Here is a 14,914-nt window from a genome sequence, read left to right as displayed (position 1 = left end):
ACAAATGAGTAAAAGAATTGCACAACTAAGCTTATCAAAGTTTGCTGACCTGTATGCGGATAAACTGATTGGCCCTGATTTTTTTATAACTAACGAAAAACAACTATTGGGGTTGAGCGAATACCCCTATCGTTCTGATGGCTACATCATTGGTATTTGTACAAGGGGGAAAGCAGAAGTAGAGGTAAACCTGCAGGTTTACCAGGCCAGGGCAGGTGCTATGCTTTTGGCAACGCCCTTTCATATTTTAAGGATTTATAACAGTAGTGATGATTTTTTATGCAGATTTATTGTTTTTTCTAAGGCTTTTTTAACGGAGAATAATGTTAACAGCCATTTCCTGGAGTCATTTAGCTATTTCAAGAGCGAGTCCCTCCCGGTTATTTATCCTGATCATCAGGACGCGAAGATGCTGCTTGAGGTCTATCTGTTAATACAGCAAAAATTAGAACGCGAAGAGCATCCGTATCGCCAGGAAATATCCCGAAGTATTTTAACTACGTTGCTTTATGAAGTAGAATTTATTTACGAAAAACAACATGTAATTTTAAAGAGTAAGCAGAACCGTAAACAGGAATTAAATTTACTTTTTCAGAACCTGATTTTTCGTCATTATAAAGAACACAGGAATGTCCAATTTTATGCCGATGCACTTTTTGTGTCGTCTAAACATTTAACAGAAACCATTAAAGAAGTAACCGGCAGAACATCTGGTGAATGGATAGAAGATGCTGTAATTTTGGAGGCGAAAGTATTATTAAGAAACCACGAGATCAGTATCGCACAGGTAGCCGAAAATATTCATTTCCCTGATCAATCTTCATTTGGGAAATATTTTAAAAAACATACAGGTCTGTCGCCCTCTGATTACCGGATGATATCTACCCATTAAAATTCTTAGTTAAATGTTGATTGGGTTAACCTTAATCAACAAGCCCCGCTTCTTTCCGACTTTTTGACTAATATCCCCGCATTGCAGGCCTTTTATTCATCTAAAAAGGATTCTAATTTTACTTCATATCAATATAAAAACTAAAAAAGACTATTACCGGGCTTTATAGTATAAAATATAGTTCGGCGAATTAAAAATCTTATTAATTATCAGCGCTTATAGTTATGAATGATATTGAATCTGTAAAAGCCATAAAGGGAGGAGAGTTCCTGATAAGGGAAACCCCGGCAGATAGTATTTTTATTCCGGAAGAATGGAATGAAGAGCAATTAATGATTGCCGAAACCTGTACAAACTTTCTTGCCCAGAATGTAATACCCAATTTAAACCGTATTGATGAACAGGAAAAGGGTTTAATGCCTCATTTAATAGAACAGGCCGGGGCCCTGGGCTTACTAAGCATATCCATCCCTGAAGTGTATGGTGGTTTCGGAAAAGATTTTAAAACATCTATGCTGGTTACCGAAAAATTAGGCGCAGGCAATTCGTTTTCTGTTGCGTTCTCGGCACACTCCGGAATAGGTATTTTGCCTATACTATATTATGGTAATGAGGCACAAAAACAAAAATATATTCCAAAACTGGCCAGTGGGGAATGGAAAGGTGCTTATTGTCTTACTGAACCGGGTGCAGGTTCTGACGCCAACTCCGGTAAAGCGCGGGCCCGCCTTTCAGAAGATGGTAAATATTACCTCATCACCGGCCAGAAGATGTGGATAACCAATGCCGGCTTTGCCGATATATTTACCGTGTTCGCCAAAATTGATAATGATGAAAATCTAAGTGCCTTTATAGTAGAAAAAGGCTTTGAAGGTATTTCTCTGAATCCTGAAGAACACAAAATGGGCATTAAAGGAAGTTCAACCCGGCAGGTATTTTTCAATGATTGTAAGGTTCCGGTAGAAAATCTGCTTTCCGACCGTCAGAATGGATTTAAAATAGCTGTGAATATATTAAATATTGGCCGGATAAAATTAGGCGGGGCAACTGTTGGCGCAGCTAAGCAAATTATTACATCTGCTGTACATTATGCAAATGAACGGGAGCAATTTGGGCGGCCTATTTCAAAGTATGGCGCTATTCGTTATAAACTGGCACAGCAGGTCATACTCACTTATGCTTCAGAATCTGCAATTTACCGTGCCAGCCAGAATATGGAAGAAGCTACGGAGATGTTTATGGCATCGGGGCTTGATGAAACAAAAGCCAAGCTTAAAGGAACGGAGCAGTTTGCTATAGAGGCGGCAATTATTAAAGTGCATGCTTCCGAAATGCTCGATTATGTTGCCGATGAAGGCGTTCAGATTTATGGCGGCATGGGTTATAGTGCAGAAGGACCAATGGATAGAGCTTATCGGGACTCCAGGATCAACCGGATTTTTGAAGGTACCAACGAAATTAACCGGATGCTAATGGTTGATATGATGTTGAAACGTGCCCTAAAAGGTGAACTTGACCTGATGGGGCCCGCCCAAAAAGTTGCCGGCGAGTTGACAAGCATCCCTGACTTTGGAGCAGCTGAAGAGGAAAGTTTGTTTTCAAAAGAGAAAAAATATATTGCCAATTTTAAAAAAGCAACATTAATGGTAGCAGGCGCAGCTGTTCAAAAACTGATGACGCAATTGGGTAAAGAGCAGGAAGTACTGATGTGTTTGGCTGATATGCTGATAGAACTTTATGTGAGCGAATCATTACAGCTGCGTGTTGAGAAACTGGTAGGTTTAAAAGGTGAAGATGCCTGCAAGGAACAGATAGATATGATGCGGGTGTATATAAATGATGCCGCCGAGCATATTGCCAAATCAGGAAGAGAAGCGCTGAATTCATTTACTGATGGTGATGAAAGGAAAATGATGATGATAGGACTAAAGCGCTATACTAAAACCGAAGATATTAATACCACACAAGCACGAAGAAATATTGCTGCGAAGATGATCACTGAAAATAAATATTGTTTTTAAGCTATCCTTTAAAATTATGAGCCTAACTGAAGCTGTCAAAAATTCGGGTAATAATTCAAATGATCATGCCATGAATGTTTTTTATGAAGGGCAGGTATTATGGTCGCAAATAGATTCAAACCAGCATATGAGGCACTCTGCATATGCCGACTTTGCAGCGCAGGCAAGGTTAACCATGCTTGAAAGTATCGGTTTAAAACTATCTACTCTTTATAAGTTTAAAATCGGCCCGGTATTATTCAGGGAAGAACTAATTTATCTGCGTGAAATAGGCATGAATGAACATATCAGGATAACATGCGAACTCACAAAATCACGCCCTGATGGTTCGCGCTGGTCTATCAGGCATGAACTATTCCGGAGTGATGGCGTTAAAGCTTCTGTAATTACAGCAGATGGTGCATGGATTGATACTACAAAACGCAAACTTGCTATTTTACCCGCAGAGTTGAGCCAATTGTTCATGAAGGCACCTAAAAGTAATGATTACACTGAGGAATAAATAATGCCTGATTAGATTAATTAAATTGATAATACTGTAGAAATGAGTAAATTACTTAATAATTATATCCTAAGGCAAATTTCAAACTCTTCAATATAATATGTGTGTTTTATGGATGCCAAAAGAATTATAAAAAAAGTAGCAGTATTGGGTTCAGGTGTGATGGGTAGCCGTATTGCCTGTCATTTTGCAAACATCGGCGTACAGGTATTACTACTTGATATAGTGCCTGAAAATGCACCCCCAGAGGATCAGAAAGCCAGGAATAAAATAGTTAACGATGCCCTCGACTTCGCTTTGAAATCAAACCCCTCACCTATTTATTTAAAGTCTTTCGCCAGGCGAATAGTAACCGGGAACTTTGAAGATGATATGCCAAAAATTGTAGAATGCGATTGGGTGATAGAAGTGGTGATTGAGCGTTTGGATATCAAGCAAAAAGTATTTGAAAAAGTAGAAAAATATAGAAAGCCGGGAACCCTGATCACTTCCAATACTTCAGGCATTCCCATACATTTAATGACCGAAGGCCGCAGTGAAGATTTTAAGCACCACTTTTGCGGTACCCATTTTTTTAACCCGCCGCGATACTTGAAGTTGTTAGAAATTATTCCGACCAGGGATACATTAACCGGAGTTGTGGATTTTTTAATGGAGTATGGCGAGAAGTATTTGGGTAAAACTACGGTGCTGGCCAAAGACACACCTGCATTTATAGGCAACCGTATAGGCGTTTTCAGCATCATGACTGTACTGCATTATGTTGACAAAACCGGTATGACGATAGATGAGGTGGACAAACTTACGGGCCCTGTTATTGGCCATCCCAAATCGGCAACATTCCGCACCAATGATGTAGTTGGATTAGATACGATGGTGCATGTTGCAAACGGACTAAGCAAAAACGTGCCGGATGATGAAGCAAAAGAACTATTCAGGATACCTGATTTTGTCAACAACATGCTTAAAAACAATTGGTTGGGAAGTAAAACAGGGCAGGGTTTTTATAAAAAGGAAAAGGTTGACGGCACTAATCAGTTTTATGCACTGGATCTTAAAACTCTGGAATATAAACCCTCGCAAAAGGTAAAGTTTGCCTCGTTAGAAACTACCAAAACGGTTGATAGCTTGAAGGATAGGCTTAAAATTTTGTTTGCTGCAAAGGATAAAGCCGGAGATTTTTATCGCACTACCTTTTACCAGCTTTTTGCATATTCCAGTAACCGTATCCCCGAAATATCAAACGAATTCTATAAAATAGATGCTGCCATGAATGCAGGTTTTGGCTGGGAGATGGGCCCTTTTGAAAAATGGGACGCATTGGGTGTAGATAATACGTTAAAAGAAATGGAAACTGCAGGCAATAAACCCGCGCAATGGGTGTATGATATGCTTGCTTCCGGGGCAAAAAGTTTCTACAAAACAGAAAATGGTACGCGATGGTATTATGACATCCCGACTAAAAGCTACAAAGTAATCCCGGGTACAGAGAACTTCATATTGCTGGATAATATCCGTACGACAAATACTGTATGGAAAAATAGCGGCTCAACTATTACTGATATTGGTGATGGAATACTCAACCTTGAGTTTCATACAAAAATGAATACAATAGGAAGCGAAGTGATAGAAGGCATTAATAAGGCCATTACGCTGGCCGAAACAAGTTACAAAGGCTTGGTTATCTCAAATGAGGGAACCAATTTTAGTGCCGGAGCCAATGTGGGGTTGATATTTATGATGGCTGTTGAACAGGAATTTGATGAGTTGAATATGGTTGTGAAAACGTTTCAAAATACGATGATGCGCATACGTTATTCTTCTGTTCCTGTAGTAGTTGCCCCGCACCAGATGGCATTAGGGGGGGGGTGCGAAATGTGTATGCATGCCGATAAAGTAGTAGCTCATGCCGAATTGTACATAGGATTGGTGGAGTTTGGCGTAGGTCTGATCCCGGGCGGTGGGGGCACCAAAGAATTTGCCTTGCGCCTCTCGGATGAACTTCAGGAGGGCGATATTGAATTAAATAACTTCAGGGAAAGGTTTTTAACCATCGGCCAGGCCAAGGTTTCCACATCGGCTTATGAAGCCTTTGAATTAGGCTACCTTAAAAAAGGCCGCGATGTAGTGGTTGTATCCCAAAACAGGGTATTAGCAGAAGCAAAGCAGCATTGCCTGATGATGGCAGAAGAAGGGTATGTACAACCCATCCCGCGCGCTGATATCAGGGTATTGGGTAAACAGGCTCTGGGTTTGGGTTATGTTGGCGCCAACACCATGTATAGCGGCAATTACATTAGTGAGCATGATGTAAAGATATCTCAAAAACTGGCTTATATTCTTTCCGGCGGAGACTTGTCCCAGCCATCATTAGTGAGCGAAGAATATTTACTGGGCCTGGAAAGGGAAGCTTTTGTCTCGCTTTGTGCTGAAAGAAAAACGTTGGAGCGTATTCAATCCATTTTAACAGGTGGAAAAGTTTTAAGAAATTAATTTTAATAGCTATAAATTCTAAGTAAAATGAATGCTTATATAGTGGCGGCCTGCCGCAGTGCAATTGGAAAAGCTAACAGGGGTGGTTTTAGATTTACCCGCCCGGATACCCTTGCTGCAGATGTTATTAAACAGCTTCTGGCATCGATACCCAATGTAGATAAAGAGCAAATAGATGATGTGATAGTGGGTAATGCGACACCCGAGGCAGAGCAGGGCCTGAATGTAGGGAGATTGATCTCCTTAATGGCACTGGATACGGATAAGATACCAGGCATGACAGTAAATCGGTATTGCGCGTCAGGTTTGGAAACTATAGCTATCGCATCGGCAAAAATACACAGTGGAATAGCAGATTGCATAATTGCAGGTGGCGTTGAAAGTATGAGCCTTATACCAATGGGTGGCTGGCGTATAATACCTAATGCAGATGTAGCTCTTGCTCATCCTGATTATTACTGGGGGATGGGTTTAACAGCCGAAGCCGTTGCGAAAGAATATAACATAGGCCGTGAAGAACAAGATCAGTTTGCTTACAATTCTCATCAAAAAGCAATCAACGCAATTAAAAATGGAAAATTTAAAGATGAAATAATACCTGTAAGTATTGTGGAAACTTATGTGAATGAGAGTGGAAGAAAAACGAAAAGAGAATTTAAAGTGGATACCGATGAAGGGCCGCGTGCAGATACATCATTAGACGCGCTGGCGAAACTTAAGCCGGTATTTGATGCCAGGGGAGTAGTTACCGCCGGAAACTCATCTCAAACAAGTGATGGGGCAGCTTTTGTAATGGTAGTTAGTGAGCGTTTTTTGAAAGAAAACAAACTTGAACCCATTGCGCGGCTGGTTAATTATGCAGTGGTGGGTGTGCCTCCCCGTATTATGGGGATTGGGCCGCTATTAGCTATCCCGAAGGTGTTAAAAATGGCAGGAATTAAACAGCAGGATATAGATCTGATAGAACTGAATGAGGCTTTTGCTTCGCAATCATTAGCTGTTATTAAAGGGTTGGATCTTGATCCTGAAATTATCAATGTAAACGGCGGGGCCATTGCCCTGGGTCATCCGCTTGGTTGCACCGGTGCAAAACTTTCTGTTCAGCTTTTTAATGAACTGAAAAGAAGAGATAAAAAATATGGTATGGTTACCATGTGTGTAGGTACCGGACAGGGCGCCGCAGGAATATTTGAATTATTACAATAATACGCCCGGTTAGCATTTTTAGCCTAACTGAACAAAATGAAAAAGTAAAGATGATATACTAACATTTATAATAATACTGCCCACACATGGAAAAAGCGACAAGATTATTTGATTGCATGGCAGTTCAGGCCAAAGCGCCTCTGGACGATTTGTTAAATGCTAAAGTTAATGGCGCCTGGAAATCATACAGCACGCAGGAAGTGCATGATATGATTTATCAATTATCCATAGCTCTTTTGGATATGGGCGTTTCCGGGGGAGACGGTACAACCGAGGGTCGGGATAAAATAGGCCTTATAAGCCCGGGCCGCCCGGAATGGTTAATAACCGACCTTGCTGTACAACAAATTGGGGCTGTGTTAGTGCCATTATATCCTAATACCAATCCCAAAGAACTTGAACAGATACTAAACGAGGCAGAAGTAAAATATGTATTTGTTAGCAATAAGGAATTGTATGATAAGGTAAATGAGGTACACTCCAAAGTTCCATCATTAAAAGCAATTTTTACGTTTGATCTTATAGAAGGCTGCACTAACTGGACCGAATTATTTAAACCATTACAGAAGAAGGACCGTCAAAATTTAATAGCGGTCAGCAATGCTATTAGTGAAAATGATGTAACAACTATAATTTATACTTCAGGCACAACGGGCCGGCCAAAAGGAGTGATGCTGACCCATAAAAATATTTTGAGTAATGTAATGGCTTCGGGTTTGGTGCTTAATCAAATACCTATAGCGCGAAAACGTGCTTTAAGTTTTTTGCCGATGAACCATATCTTCGAAAAAATGGTAACCTATATTTATTTCTTTTTTGGTTATTCTATTTACTATGCCGAAAGTATAGATACCATTGGTGTTAATTTGAGAGAGGTAAAGCCTTATCTTTTTACTGCAGTACCAAGAGTGCTTGAAAAGGTATTTGAGAAAATAATAATTGAAGGCAAGAAATTAAAAGGCATAAAAAGTAAGATATTTTTATGGTCAATAAAAATAGCCGACCAATTTGAAATTGACAACAAAAGTATATGGTATAAAATAAAATTAGCTATAGCCGATAAGTTGGTTTATAGTAAATGGCGTAAGGCGATAGGTGGAAATGTAAGCGCTATAATAGTTGGAAGTTCTGCTTGCCCGGTTAGGCTTGAAAAAATTTTTACGGCTGCCGGTATTGTTATTTTAGAAGGTTATGGGCTTACTGAAACTTCGCCGGTAATTTCGGTTAACCACTATCAGAAAAGCAGCAGAAAGTTTGGAACGGTAGGCCCACTATTGAGTGGTGTACAGGTGATGATTGCAGATGATGGAGAAATACTTTGTAAAGGACCTGGTGTTATGAAAGGGTATTACAAAAATCCGGGACTAACGGCAGAAGTAATGGAGAACGGATGGTTCCATACCGGGGATATCGGGGTATTAGATCAGGATTCGTTTTTAAAAATTACCGACCGCAAAAAGGAAATATTTAAAACATCCGGAGGGAAATATGTGGCCCCAACACCTATCGAAAATAAAATGAAGGAAAATTATTTTATTGCACAAATGATAGTTATAGGATCAGAAAAGAAATTTGTGACGGCGCTAATTGTACCTTCCTATGCCAATTTAAAACCATGGTGCATGCAAAATAATATACCTTTTTCATCCAACGAACAAATTATTAAAGATAGTAGAGTAATTGACTTGTACTATTCTATAGTAGATGCCTTCAATCTTGAATTTAATCATGTAGAGCAAGTTAAAAAAATAACGTTGCTTACTGATGAGTGGTCAACCGACAGCGGAGAGCTTACACCAACCGGAAAAATGAAAAGGAAAGTGATCACAGAAAAATATCATGCTGAAATTGAAAAGATGTATCTGGATGAATTGACTGAAGTTCCAATATTGTAGCTAATAATCTTATGAGCGCGCTTCAAATAACAGTGAACGATAAGTTGGCGATAATTACACTCGACAGAGGGCGTTCAAATCCTATTAATCATGAAATGGTTAAGGAGCTAAGCAAAACCATCTGAACCGTAATTTTAACTAAATATGAGTACTACTACAACTATTGATGAGCCCGCAGATACAAAACCAGCGAACAGTAAGGGTATGTTAAAGGATGATGCTTTAAAGGGAAAAACCGTTATTATAACAGGTGGTGGAACCGGGCTCGGGAAGGCCATGGGTACCTACTTTTTAAAATTAGGAGCTAATTTGGTAATCACCAGCCGTAAGTTTGATGTACTAAAGCAAACGGCTGCCGAAATGGAAGCCGAAACAGGCGGCAAGGTTTTAGCGGTTGCCTGCGATGTAAGAAAATATGATGAAGTTGAAAAAATGCTTCAGGAGGCTGTTAAAGCTTTTGGCCGGATAGATATATTAATAAATAACGCGGCGGGTAATTTTATTTCGCCTACAGAACGCCTGTCGGCCAATGCATTCTCAACAATTATAGATATTGTATTAAAAGGCTCTGTTAATTGTTCCCTGGCTTTAGGCAAGTATTGGATTAGAGAAAAAATACCCGGTAACATACTAAATATAGTAACAACCTATGCTTTTACAGGCTCTGCTTATGTAGTGCCATCGGCCTGCGCAAAAGGTGGGGTGCTTGCCATGACCAGGTCATTAGCGGTAGAGTGGGGGAAGTATGGAATAAGAACCAACGCCATTGCTCCCGGGCCTTTCCCAACTAAAGGTGCATGGAAACAGTTATTACCCGGAGAAATAGCTCAAAAACTCGATTTTAAGAGTAAAGTACCTCTAAAGCGCCTTGGCGAACACCAGGAGTTAGCCAACCTGGCCGCTTTTCTGGTATCGGATTTTTCAGGCTACGTTAACGGGGAAGTAATTACCATTGATGGAGGTGAATGGTTGCAGGGTGCAGGTCAATTTAACGCACTTGAAATCATACCTGATAAAATGTGGGACAGTATGGAGAAAGCGAGGGCGGGCCTTTAAGTCAATTGCCCTGACAATTTAAGCACAAATCTGTTCGGCCTGGGAATTTTATTGTTTTTATCGCCAATTATAAATTATCATTTAATTAGATAGCCAACTTGATTATTCGCTTTTTTTGTTACTTTGCTTTAAAGAATATCTCATAATGCGCTTTTTATTTTTAATTGCAACTTGTATCAGTATCTGTATGATATTCAATTCGAATATAGAAATCTCGCCAGGCAATCCGGAAAAAGAAATATTGTATGGTAAAGATCTGATAGCGCGTACTGCTTATTATTTAGGTCCAAAAGGTAAAATTGCGGCACTGGCAAACGGAATGAATTGCCAGAACTGCCATAATAATGCAGGCACTAAACCTTACGGACTTAGCCTAACCGCTGTTGCTGCAACCTACCCGCAATTTATGGCACGAACCAGCAGCGTATTATCAATAGCAGGCCGCATTAATGGCTGCTTTCAAAGGAGCCTTAATGGCAAGGCGCTTGATACCACATCAAAAGAAATGAAGGCTATGGTGGTCTATATTAAATGGTTAGGCCAAGATGTAGTAAAATGGCAAAAACCGGCGGGTAGTGGTATTATTAAGCTGGCTTATATGGATCATGAGGCCGATACATTAAAGGGTAGGGCAGTGTTCATGCTTAAATGCCTGGTTTGCCATGGCGCCAATGGCGGCGGGGTGCTTGCTGCCAATAAAACTGTATATATTTATCCGCCCTTATGGGGCAGGCATAGCTATAATGACGGTGCCGGACTGTATAGAATAAGCAGCTTTGCAGGTTTTGTGAAAAATAATATGCCTTACGGAACCACATACAAAAAACCACAATTAACTGATGAGGAAGCATGGAACGTAGCGGCTTTTGTTAACTCACAACCCCGGCCGCATTTCGATCAGCATAATGATTGGAAGGATATAAAAAAGAAACCTATCGACTTTCCATTTGGCCCTTATGCAGACGGGTTTAGCGAAAGTCAGCATAAATATGGTCCTTTTAAACCAATTGCGGATGCTCAAAAAAATTAACTTTTAAACATCAATATGAACCATATAAACCGTTAATATGAAAAACTTAATTAAATACTTTATTATCATTGTTGGTGTTACATCGTTAAAACCTGCTCTGGCACAAACAACCAATGCTGATTACCAGGGAGCGCTTGCTACCAAAGATCATTACAAAGCCTTGTATTTTATTGACGAGGCTGACCCGGCGAAAATAAAAATGACTTTACGCAATATTGATAATGCCCTGGAGGACCCACGCCTTAAAGGTAAACTGGAAGTTGAATTGGTTGCATTTGCTGGTGGATATACCATGTTTTTAAAAGAAAACCCTTATGAGGCATCATTGTTGGCTTTGCAAAAAAAGGGAGTAATATTGGCAGAATGCAGCAATACAGTAAGAGAAAGAAATATTGATAAAAACACCCTGTTCCCTTTTATAGGCTATGTGCCAAGTGGTAATGGCGAGATCATTATTCGTGGAAATGATGGCTGGACGATTGTGCATCCATAAGTTTGCCTTAACTAAACAATAAATTAATTCCTGCTATAAAATTCAGTAGCCTTGTTAAGGCTTGTTGTTTTTTATAAGCGTACTATTCCTGATAAAGATCAAGGCCATCAACGCGCCAAAAAAACCAAGCGCTGCCGAAATGCGCATAATATTGGCATAAGCTGTTATAAAGCTGGTATGATAAGCTTTTTCAATAACCTGCTTATTAGTACCGGTAATACTGGTTGGTGGTTTGGCATTACCTAAATTAGAGGCTTGTTGAATTATTTCCTGCTTATCTTTTGCGTTAATAGAGATCGTCTTGATTTCCTGCTGTAAAGCTCCCGAGAAAAACAGGACCGCCAAAGCGCCAAATATCGCGTTAGCAAAAACACCGGATATACGCGTCATGGCATTGTTAATACCCGAAGCTGTTCCCGAAAAATGATCGCTCACGGCACCCATAACTGCCGCGGTAAGTGGCGCTACGGTGAAAGACATACCCAGGCCCAAAACTAATATGCCGGGGAAGAAGGTGATCCAGTAGTCTGAAGGCCCATTGGTTTGTTTGATGAATGAAAGGATGAGCAATCCCGCTCCTGCTATTGCCGGGCCACCAATCAGAAATAACCGCGGCCCTAATTTATCTGCTAAACTACCTGCGTAACGGGCAATAGTTATCATTAACACCGTAAACGGTAAAAATGTTAACCCCGATTGTAGTTGGCTATAACCTTGCACCTGTACCAGGTTTAACGACAGGAATAACATTCCGGCGCCAAGCCCGGCATATAAAAAGAAAGTAAGCAAATTAGCGCCGCTAAAGGTGGAGCTGGCAAATAACTTTAGTGGCATCATAGGGTTATCGCTTTTTATTTCGATGATAATAAATACTATCAAAAACAAAACTCCTGCTGCCAGCGAACCGTAAGCCTGTATGTTGTATAAACCTATAGTGGGTATCCGCAAAAAACCAAAGGTAATGAACGCTAATCCCAATGCGATGGTAATGGCTCCGGGGAAATCAAGACCTTTAGTATTATCCTCGTCTTTAATTTCTTTTACCTTCCATGTTAACATTAATAATGCTGCAATACCAATTGGCACGTTAATAAAAAAAATATATCGCCATAATCCGGCATCAGCCAAAGCACCGCCCAATATGGGGCCGCCCATAGTTACTACTGTTGTAAATGCAGACCATGTGCCAATCGCTTTCCCCCGCTCTTTAGCGTTTATTGAGGAAGAGATAAGAGATAAGCTTCCCGGTATCATTAAAGCGCCGCCTATACCTTGTAATATTCTAAAAACAACCAATAGCAATACACTGCCGGCCAATCCACAAGCGGCAGATCCGCATATGAATATGAGTATCCCCAGCATGAATATCTTTTTCCGGCCCAGTTTATCGCCCATGGCACCGCCAATTAGTATGAGCGAAGCCAGCATTAATAAGTAAGCATTTAGTATCCAGAATAAATCGGCACCGCTTGCATTTAAACTTTTTTGCAGAGATGGTAATACAACATTTAATGCTGTGGCGTCAATAAATGCCATAGCAGAGGCCAGTATGGTTGATACCATGATCCATTTACCTGCCGGACTGCGAAGCGCTACTGTTGCCATTAAGGTTTTAGATTTAATACAATACTAACTATATTTTGCATTATCTGTTTTATATCACTTGTGCATAATTATAAAGCTAAGCCTGTCTGTATAATACTTAGTATTATTGTATTTATAAATTTATGATTATAACCATGAAGAAGATTATTTCTGTTGTTTTATTAAGCATTTTTCTGCTATCTGCCTCATTTATAAATGATGGCGGCTGGGAGAAATTATTGGATAAAGATTTAAGTAAATGGCGCATTTATCAGAGTTTCCGCCACAAAGATGACTATCACGGCAAAGCCCCGGTAAATGAAAAGGGCGAATTAATACAACCCATAGGATATGATAAAAATGAAGCCGGATTGGTATCTGTAACAATGGTTAACAATGAACCTGTGGTAAGAATAAGCGGCGAAACCTATGGCTGCATGTTTACCAAACAGGAGTTTCAAAACTATCATTTAAAGCTAATGGTAAAATTTGGCGATAAAAAATGGACACCCCGCTTAAATGAGCCGAAAGATTCAGGACTGTTGTATCATTCGCAAGGCGAATTGGGGGTAGATTATTGGCGATCATGGATGCAGGCCGAAGAGTTTCAAATAATGGAGGGTGGCTTTGGCGATTATTGGTGCGTAGCGGCAGTAGGCGCCCATATTAAAATGCATGATCCCGCGGCGCGAAAGGATATGGCTGTTTATGATCCGAAAGGTATTGATACGCAGATGGGTGTAGGTGGGCATCGATCAGGCTTTGTACAACACAGCCACGACTACGAAAAACCAGGCGACTGGAACAGTGTTGAACTGATTTGTTACGGCGATAAGAGTCTGCAAATAATAAACGGCCATGTAGTGATGGCGCTTACCCAATTGGTATATAAAGATGGTGACATTATTAAGCCATTGGTTAAAGGAAAAATACAATTACAAAGTGAAGCCGCCGAGGTTTTTTATAAGGACGTACAGATAAAGAGTATTAATGGTATCCCGTCGGAATACGCTTCTTATTTTGAATAATATAATAGCTGATAAAATGGAAAATTCAACGCAAAGTGCAATATTTCAAACTGGTACAGAAATAGCATACCAGAATGCAGGGCCGGGTATGAAAAGATTAATATACGGTTACAATAGTCGGCTAATGCTGGTTAAAATAATGTTCGAAACAGGGGCTATTGGTGCTTTGCACCATCATTCGCATGTACAGGCCAGCTATGTAGAAAACGGTGTATTTGAACTAACTATTGGTGATGAAAAAAAGATATTAAAGCAACACGATGGCTATTTTGTACCATCAAATATTGTTCATGGCTTACTATGTATTGAAGCAGGAACGCTTGTTGAAGCTTTTACACCTTGCCGTGAAGATATGCTGATTACTGCAACAAGTTAACTATCTGTCTGCTGATATTTATAATGTAGCTTATTAAGGGTTTCGGTTGCAATTGGATCTGACGACGCGCCATAGCCGGTTACCAAAATCCCTTTAACTCCGGCAGGAGAGGCCAGTGCATAAACTGTAGCCTCATCACCCGGGTCAGATGCGCCTTCGTAGCGGTACAGGTCTACAATCTCAAACTCGTCTGCCGGGTAAGCTTGTTCGCCAATTAGCAACTGGTTTTCTTTCAAATTAAAGTCAAGCGTAAAGCCTTGTTTGCGCAATTGCTCAATGGCTTCGGTAACGGTGGCATAGTGGAATTTCTGTTTCATGGCAGTAGGGTATGATGAACA

General features: G+C 40.2%; 13 protein-coding genes. 11 read left to right on the top strand and 2 right to left on the bottom strand.

Features of this window, described 5'->3' with window-relative positions; translation table 11 throughout:
* The first annotated feature begins 4 nt into the window (after nucleotides 1–4).
* From JWR23_RS00985 to JWR23_RS00945, 9 genes are all read left to right on the top strand, one after another.
* A complete protein-coding gene (locus JWR23_RS00985; protein ID WP_299511799.1) occupies nucleotides 5–892 on the top strand; it encodes an AraC family transcriptional regulator in 888 nt (295 codons plus the stop codon).
* A 224-nt stretch (nucleotides 893–1,116) separates the two neighbouring features.
* Entirely contained in the window at nucleotides 1,117–2,913 is a 1,797-nt protein-coding gene (locus JWR23_RS00980; RefSeq protein ID WP_299511796.1) for an acyl-CoA dehydrogenase family protein, read from the top strand.
* A gap of 16 nt (nucleotides 2,914–2,929) precedes the next feature.
* The gene (locus JWR23_RS00975; RefSeq protein WP_299511794.1) at nucleotides 2,930–3,415 is read left to right on the top strand and encodes a thioesterase family protein; all 486 of its coding nucleotides are present in this window, start codon (nucleotides 2,930–2,932) and stop codon (nucleotides 3,413–3,415) included.
* 111 nt (nucleotides 3,416–3,526) lie between these two features.
* Nucleotides 3,527–5,908 (top strand): 3-hydroxyacyl-CoA dehydrogenase/enoyl-CoA hydratase family protein, encoded by a 2,382-nt coding sequence (locus tag JWR23_RS00970; protein WP_299511792.1) that lies wholly within the window; start codon nucleotides 3,527–3,529, stop codon nucleotides 5,906–5,908.
* 27 nt (nucleotides 5,909–5,935) lie between these two features.
* Nucleotides 5,936–7,114 carry an acetyl-CoA C-acyltransferase gene (locus JWR23_RS00965; RefSeq protein ID WP_299511789.1) on the top strand — a complete coding sequence of 393 codons (1,179 nt, stop codon included), beginning with the start codon at nucleotides 5,936–5,938 and terminating at the stop codon, nucleotides 7,112–7,114.
* Nucleotides 7,115–7,200: 86 nt separating this feature from the next.
* Nucleotides 7,201–9,009, top strand: a complete 1,809-nt coding sequence (locus JWR23_RS00960) for a long-chain fatty acid--CoA ligase (RefSeq protein ID WP_299511787.1) — start codon at nucleotides 7,201–7,203, stop codon at nucleotides 9,007–9,009.
* A 144-nt stretch (nucleotides 9,010–9,153) separates the two neighbouring features.
* Entirely contained in the window at nucleotides 9,154–10,065 is a 912-nt protein-coding gene (locus JWR23_RS00955) for an SDR family oxidoreductase (protein WP_299511785.1), read from the top strand.
* Nucleotides 10,066–10,252: 187 nt separating this feature from the next.
* Entirely contained in the window at nucleotides 10,253–11,095 is an 843-nt protein-coding gene (locus JWR23_RS00950) for a c-type cytochrome (protein WP_299511783.1), read from the top strand.
* Nucleotides 11,096–11,132: 37 nt separating this feature from the next.
* Nucleotides 11,133–11,588, top strand: coding sequence for a DsrE family protein (locus JWR23_RS00945; protein WP_299511781.1), 456 nt, complete (start codon nucleotides 11,133–11,135; stop codon nucleotides 11,586–11,588).
* A gap of 54 nt (nucleotides 11,589–11,642) precedes the next feature.
* Here the strand turns inward: JWR23_RS00945 and JWR23_RS00940 are convergent, their stop codons facing one another.
* A complete protein-coding gene (locus JWR23_RS00940; RefSeq protein ID WP_299511779.1) occupies nucleotides 11,643–13,193 on the bottom strand; it encodes an MFS transporter in 1,551 nt (516 codons plus the stop codon).
* 134 nt (nucleotides 13,194–13,327) lie between these two features.
* On the opposite strand from JWR23_RS00940, the gene JWR23_RS00935 reads away from it, so the two are divergent.
* Nucleotides 13,328–14,200, top strand: coding sequence for a DUF1080 domain-containing protein (locus tag JWR23_RS00935; protein ID WP_299511777.1), 873 nt, complete (start codon nucleotides 13,328–13,330; stop codon nucleotides 14,198–14,200).
* A 16-nt stretch (nucleotides 14,201–14,216) separates the two neighbouring features.
* Nucleotides 14,217–14,576, top strand: a complete 360-nt coding sequence (locus JWR23_RS00930; protein ID WP_299511775.1) for a cupin domain-containing protein — start codon at nucleotides 14,217–14,219, stop codon at nucleotides 14,574–14,576.
* Here JWR23_RS00930 and JWR23_RS00925 read toward each other — a convergent pair.
* The gene (locus JWR23_RS00925; protein WP_299511773.1) at nucleotides 14,573–14,893 is read right to left on the bottom strand and encodes a phosphoribosylpyrophosphate synthetase; all 321 of its coding nucleotides are present in this window, start codon (nucleotides 14,891–14,893) and stop codon (nucleotides 14,573–14,575) included. The genes JWR23_RS00930 and JWR23_RS00925 overlap by 4 nt on opposite strands.
* Nucleotides 14,894–14,914: the final 21 nt, after the last annotated feature.

The sequence above is a fragment of the Mucilaginibacter sp. genome (assembly GCF_028288205.1).
Lineage (GTDB): Bacteria > Bacteroidota > Bacteroidia > Sphingobacteriales > Sphingobacteriaceae > Mucilaginibacter.
Note: the sequence above shows the minus strand (reverse complement) of the source record. Positions and strands in the feature narration are given on the sequence as shown.